This is a genomic window from Stenotrophomonas panacihumi, assembly GCF_001431645.1.
GTDB lineage: Bacteria > Pseudomonadota > Gammaproteobacteria > Xanthomonadales > Xanthomonadaceae > Stenotrophomonas_A > Stenotrophomonas_A panacihumi.
In genome coordinates, this window is record NZ_LLXU01000099.1 from 1 (window position 1) to 4,767 (window position 4,767).

At 70.5% G+C, this 4,767-nt stretch carries 6 protein-coding genes; all 6 read right to left on the reverse strand.

Features of this window, described 5'->3' with window-relative positions:
• A partial coding sequence (locus tag ARC20_RS13185; RefSeq protein ID WP_202595450.1) for a hypothetical protein occupies positions 1-211 on the reverse strand: 211 nt, incomplete at its 3' end.
• 679 nt (positions 212-890) lie between these two features.
• Positions 891-2,003 carry a homoserine O-acetyltransferase MetX gene (metX, locus tag ARC20_RS13190; RefSeq protein ID WP_057647862.1) on the reverse strand — a complete coding sequence of 371 codons (1,113 nt, stop codon included), beginning with the start codon at positions 2,001-2,003 and terminating at the stop codon, positions 891-893.
• Between the two features lie 70 nt (positions 2,004-2,073).
• Positions 2,074-3,069, reverse strand: coding sequence for a tetratricopeptide repeat protein (locus tag ARC20_RS13195; RefSeq protein ID WP_057647864.1), 996 nt, complete (start codon positions 3,067-3,069; stop codon positions 2,074-2,076).
• Positions 3,069-3,524 (reverse strand): cytochrome c-type biogenesis protein, encoded by a 456-nt coding sequence (locus tag ARC20_RS13200; protein ID WP_057647866.1) that lies wholly within the window; start codon positions 3,522-3,524, stop codon positions 3,069-3,071. The genes ARC20_RS13195 and ARC20_RS13200 overlap by 1 nt, the downstream gene beginning before the upstream one ends.
• On the reverse strand, positions 3,521-4,126 hold the full coding sequence (locus tag ARC20_RS13205; RefSeq protein WP_057647868.1) for a DsbE family thiol:disulfide interchange protein: 606 nt from the start codon (positions 4,124-4,126) through the stop codon (positions 3,521-3,523). Before ARC20_RS13205 ends, ARC20_RS13200 begins: the two co-directional genes overlap by 4 nt.
• Positions 4,126-4,767 (reverse strand): cytochrome c-type biogenesis CcmF C-terminal domain-containing protein (locus ARC20_RS13210; protein WP_272914622.1); only part of this gene is annotated, 642 nt, incomplete at its 5' end. The genes ARC20_RS13205 and ARC20_RS13210, both read right to left, overlap by 1 nt.

Genomic DNA, 4,767 nt, shown 5'->3' on the forward strand with positions numbered 1-4,767 from the left:
GCGCCTGCGCCGCGCCGCCCCAGCGGGTGGTTTCGTCGCCATCGATGGCGTGTTCGGGCGCCAGCGCGGCGACCTGGCGCGAGGATGCGCTGGCCTGCCATTGCGATCGCGGGGGGAGGGTGTCGCTCTTGGCGGCGTGGGCCAGGCCGATGGCGAGCAACAGGAGTGCCGGGGCGGCGCGGCGCAGGCGCAAGGACGGGGGAGCGGGCATGGGAGGATCCGGGAGCTGGGCCGCGCCACGGTATCAGCGGGAGAAAACGTTTACATGCTGCATTGCCGCGATGGTTGGGGGTTGGGCGGCCGCGGGCCGCGGAGCGTTTGGTTCGCCTTGATCCCGGGTCGTTTGTGGCTTGCGACGTTGATCGGCTGCTTGGGCGTCGCGCGCGGCCTTCGGGGGCAGGGCCCTTTCGGGACACGCCGTGAATCCATCCATGGAGGCTCGTAGGCGACATCCATGTCGCCTACGGTCCCGAAAGGGCCCTGCCCCCGAAGACCCCATGGATCACCATGACGGACGACAAAAGCGACAGCCGAGCACTGCCCACCCAAGAGCGGCTTCCCCCGCGACGCGGGAAGAAAAGAGCAAGGATTGAGAATGGAGAGATGAGGAGAAGCAGGCTCTTGCTCTTCCCCTTCAACCTCACCCGCGCGCCCCAAACGAAGTGGGGAAACAAAAGCGCCTAGCGCCGGCCTGGCGTATAGGTTCGTCAGCGGGCCAAGGATGGCCCGCGGCGGCGAGTCAGACAGGATGTCTGACCGAGCCGTGACGAGCCTATACGCCAGGCCGGGGCCCGCACCATTAGTCAGCGCAACAAGCCGCACACTGCATGCGCGCCATCAAAAAAAACCAATCCACCAACCCGGCAGCGCAAAAAGAACCCAGCAGAAAGTCAGAGCGAATCCAGAAACCCCCGCACCGCGGGGCCAAACCGCTCGAAATCCACCAGGAACGCATCGTGCCCCTGCGGCGATTCAAGGCCGAGGAACTCCGCCTCGGCACCCCCAGCGCGCAACCCATCGGCAATCTGCTGCTGCTGCTGCACCGGAAACAGGATGTCCGTGTTCGCACCAATCGCCAGCACGCGCGGCACGCGGATCATCGCCAACCCCGCCATCACGTCACCCTCCGCGTACTCGGCCAGGTCGAACCAGTCCATCGAACGACTCAGGTACAAATAGCAGTTCGGGTCGAAGAAGCGCACGAAGCGCCGCGCATGGCCTTCCAGGTAACTTTCCACCTGGAATTCCAGCCCGAACGGGTCTTCGTCGGCCTGCTCCGAATCCAGCCGCACGCGACCGAAGCGGCCGTCCCACTCCAGCGCGGATCGGTAGGTGATCACGCCCAGCTTGCGCGCCATGCGCATGCCCGACTCGGGGTAGTGCACGTCGTCGTAGTGGCCGCCGTTCCAGTTCGGATCCAGGCGGATCGCCTCGCGCTGCAGCGAGCGGATCGCAATGGAGAACGGCAACGCCTGCGCGCTGCCGGAAATGTTGATGTGGCTGCGCGCGATGCCCGGGTGCCGCAACAGGATCGCCAGCGCGGTCATGCCGCCCATCGAGTTGCCGACCAGGCAGGCCAGCTGCGTGATGCCCAGCGCGTGCACCACCGCCACCGCGGCGTCCGCGCCGTCTTCCACCGACAGCTCCGGGAAATCCAGCCGGTACGGCTCGCCCGTGGCGGGGTTGATCGAGGCCGGGCCGGTGGAGCCTTTGCAGCTGCCCAGCGAGTTCACGCACACGACGAACCAGCGCTCGGTGTCGATCGGCTTGCCCGCGCCAATCATCGCTTCCCACCAGCCCGGCTCGGGATTGCCCGCGTTGCGCGCGGCATGCGCGTTCGGCGACAGGCCGGTGACGATCAGCACGGCGTTGTCGGCTTCGGCCGAGAGCGTGCCCCAGGTTTCATAGGCCACGCGCGCGCCGTGCAGCGCGCCGCCGCGCTTCATCGGGAACGGCGAGGGCAGGGAAAGGAACTGGCTTCCAGCCGGGATGAATTCAGTCATGCGGCGATTCTAGCGGGGCGCGTCGCCGCGCCGCAGGCGCCGGCATGGATCACTGCATGCCGGCGGCGGCTCATTCGCCCAAGGTCAGTTGCACCGGCGCGTCGGCAGGCAGTTTCACCCGCACCGGTGGGGAGGCGATGTCGTCGGACTGCGGCATCGCGGTGCCGCTGGGCGAGACGCGCACGAGTACTTCCACTTCGCCCAGCGCGGAGAGCTTGGCGGTGGGCATCGGGCTGTCGCCATCGTCCAGATGCACCTTCAGCGGCAACTCGGCCAGCGTGTGCTTCTCCACGGCGACCGGCATCGGCGGGCCATCGGGAATGCGCGCGATGACGAACACGGTGGTGTCCGGCGGCAAGGCGGTGTGCCAGCCCGGGGCGGCCGCGACTTCCACGTCCAGTCCGCCGGTCGGCGGCGGTGGCGGCGCGAGCGGCGGCTGGCCGGCTTCGGCGCGGGCGGTGTTGATCTGCGCCAGCAGGCTGTCGCGCGTGCCGCCATCGACCTGCGCCAGCAGCGGCGCCCACGTGGCGGCGGCGACGGCCGGCTGCCCGGCCTGGCGCTGCGCCACGCCGAGGAACCAGCGGGCGCGCTGGTGTTCGGGCTGCAAGGTCAAGGCGCGTTGCAGCCATTCCATCGCGGTAGCGTCGGCATGGCCGCTGCCGGCGGCCAGCATGCGTGCCTGCGCGGCGGAGACCAGCACTTCGGCGTGGTCCGGCTGCAGCTTCACCGCGTGGGCGAAGGCGTCGGCGGCCTCGGTGTATTTCTCCTGGCCGAGCAGGGCGCGGCCGAGCAGCATCCAGCCTTCTACCTGGCTGGGGTCGCGTTCGAGCGCGGCGCGCAGGTCGGCCACCGCTTCGTCGATATCGCGCGGGGTGTCGATGCGCGAGGCGTTGGCCTCGCGCAAGCCCGCCGGGGTGCCGAGCAGGCCGTACAGCACGGCCGTGCCCAGGCCGAGCAGCACCACGGTGGCGAGGACGAAGCCGCGCGAATGCGCCCACATCGGGCGCAGCACCCAGGCCAGCACGCCCACCACGAGGGCGGCGGCGATCAGCGCGAAGACGACCATCACCACTCCTGCGGTTCGTCGGGGGTGGAGGTGGCGGGCAGGGCGCGCGCGCGGCGGCGCACCAGCACGAACAGCAGGCCCGCGCCGCCGAGCAGCAGCGCGGCCGGGCCGAACCACAGCAGCCAGGTGCGCGATTCGACCTGCGGGCGGTACAGCACGAATTCGCCGTAGCGTTCGACCAGGAACTGCTTGATCTGCGCGTCGCTGCGGCCCTGGTGCATCAGGTCCAGCACTTCGCGGCGCAGGTCGAGGGCGATCTGCGCGTTGGAGTCGGCCAGCGACTGGTTCTGGCATTGCACGCAGCGCAGTTCGGCGGTGAGGGCGTGGAAGCGGGCTTCCTCGGCCGGGTCGCGGTACTGCAGCGGCGCCGGGTCGGACACCGGCTGCGCCGCTGCCACGGCGCTGGCGCCGGCCAGCATCCACGCCAACAGCCACGCCGCCGCGCGCGTGCTCATGGCGCGGCGTGCAGCGAGCTGCCGCCGCCGGCGGGCGCGCGTTCGAGCTGGGTCAGCTGCGGGATCAGCTGTTCGTCGATCACGTCCTGGGTAAGCGCGCCGCTGTACTTCCAGCGCACCACGCCCTGCGCGTCGATGAGGAAGGTTTCCGGCGCGGCGGCGATGCCCCAGTCGATGGCGGTGCGGCCTTCCGGGTCGGCCAGCACCAGCAGGTACGGGTTGCCGAGCTGTTCCAGCCAGTGCAGCGCGTCGGCGCGCTCGTCCTTCCAGTTGTAGCCGATCACCCGCACGCGCTTGGTCAGCGCGAAGCGGGTGAGGATGGGGTGTTCCTCGCGGCAGGTCGGGCACCAGCTGCCCCACACGTTGAGCACGTAGGGCGCGCCGCGCAGGTCGGCGGCGGTGACGCGGATGGAAGGATCGTGCAGCAGCGGCAGGTCGAAGGCCGGGGCCGGCTTGCCGATCAGCGCCGAAGGCAGGCTGTCTCGGTCGGCCAGGCCGGAGCGCTGCACGCCATACAGCAGCAGCGCCAGCACGGCGAGGAACAGCACCACGCCGCCGACAAGCAACGGCAGGGACAGGCGGCGGGTGGACGGTTCGGACATCAGGACTTCTCCGGAAGACGACGAAAGCGCCGGTCGGTGGCGGTGACCAGCCCGCCCAGCGCCATCAGCAGCGCGCCGAGCCAGATCCAGCGCACGAACGGCTTGACGTGCGCACGCACCGCCCAGGCACCGGCGCCGAGCGGCTCGCCGAGCGCGACGTAGACATCGCCGAAAGGACCGGGCCGGATGCCGGCTTCGGTCATCACCTGGCCGCCGCTGGCGTAGCGCCGCTTCTCCGGCGTGAGCACGCCGAGTTCCCGGCCGCCGCGCAGCACGGCCACGCGCGCCATGTCGGCACTGTAGTTCGGGCCCTGCACGGGGTCGAGGCCATCCAGGCGCAGGTCGTAGGCGCCGATGCGCAGCTGCTGGCCCGGCGCCAGCGCGACCTCGCGCTGCACGCTCAGCGACTCCACCAGCAACGCGCCGGCCAGGAACACCGCCACGCCACCGTGGGCGAGCAGCATGCCGGTCATCTCGGCGGTGAAGCGCTGGCCCGGCGCGGCGTTACGCAGGCGCAGCCAGGCAAAGCGCAGCGTGCCCAGCAGCACCCACGCCGCGGCGGCAACGCCCAGCGCGGCCTTCCATCGCCCCTGCGGCGCCAGCACCCAGCCGAGCACGCCCGCGACCAGCGCCAGGCCCAG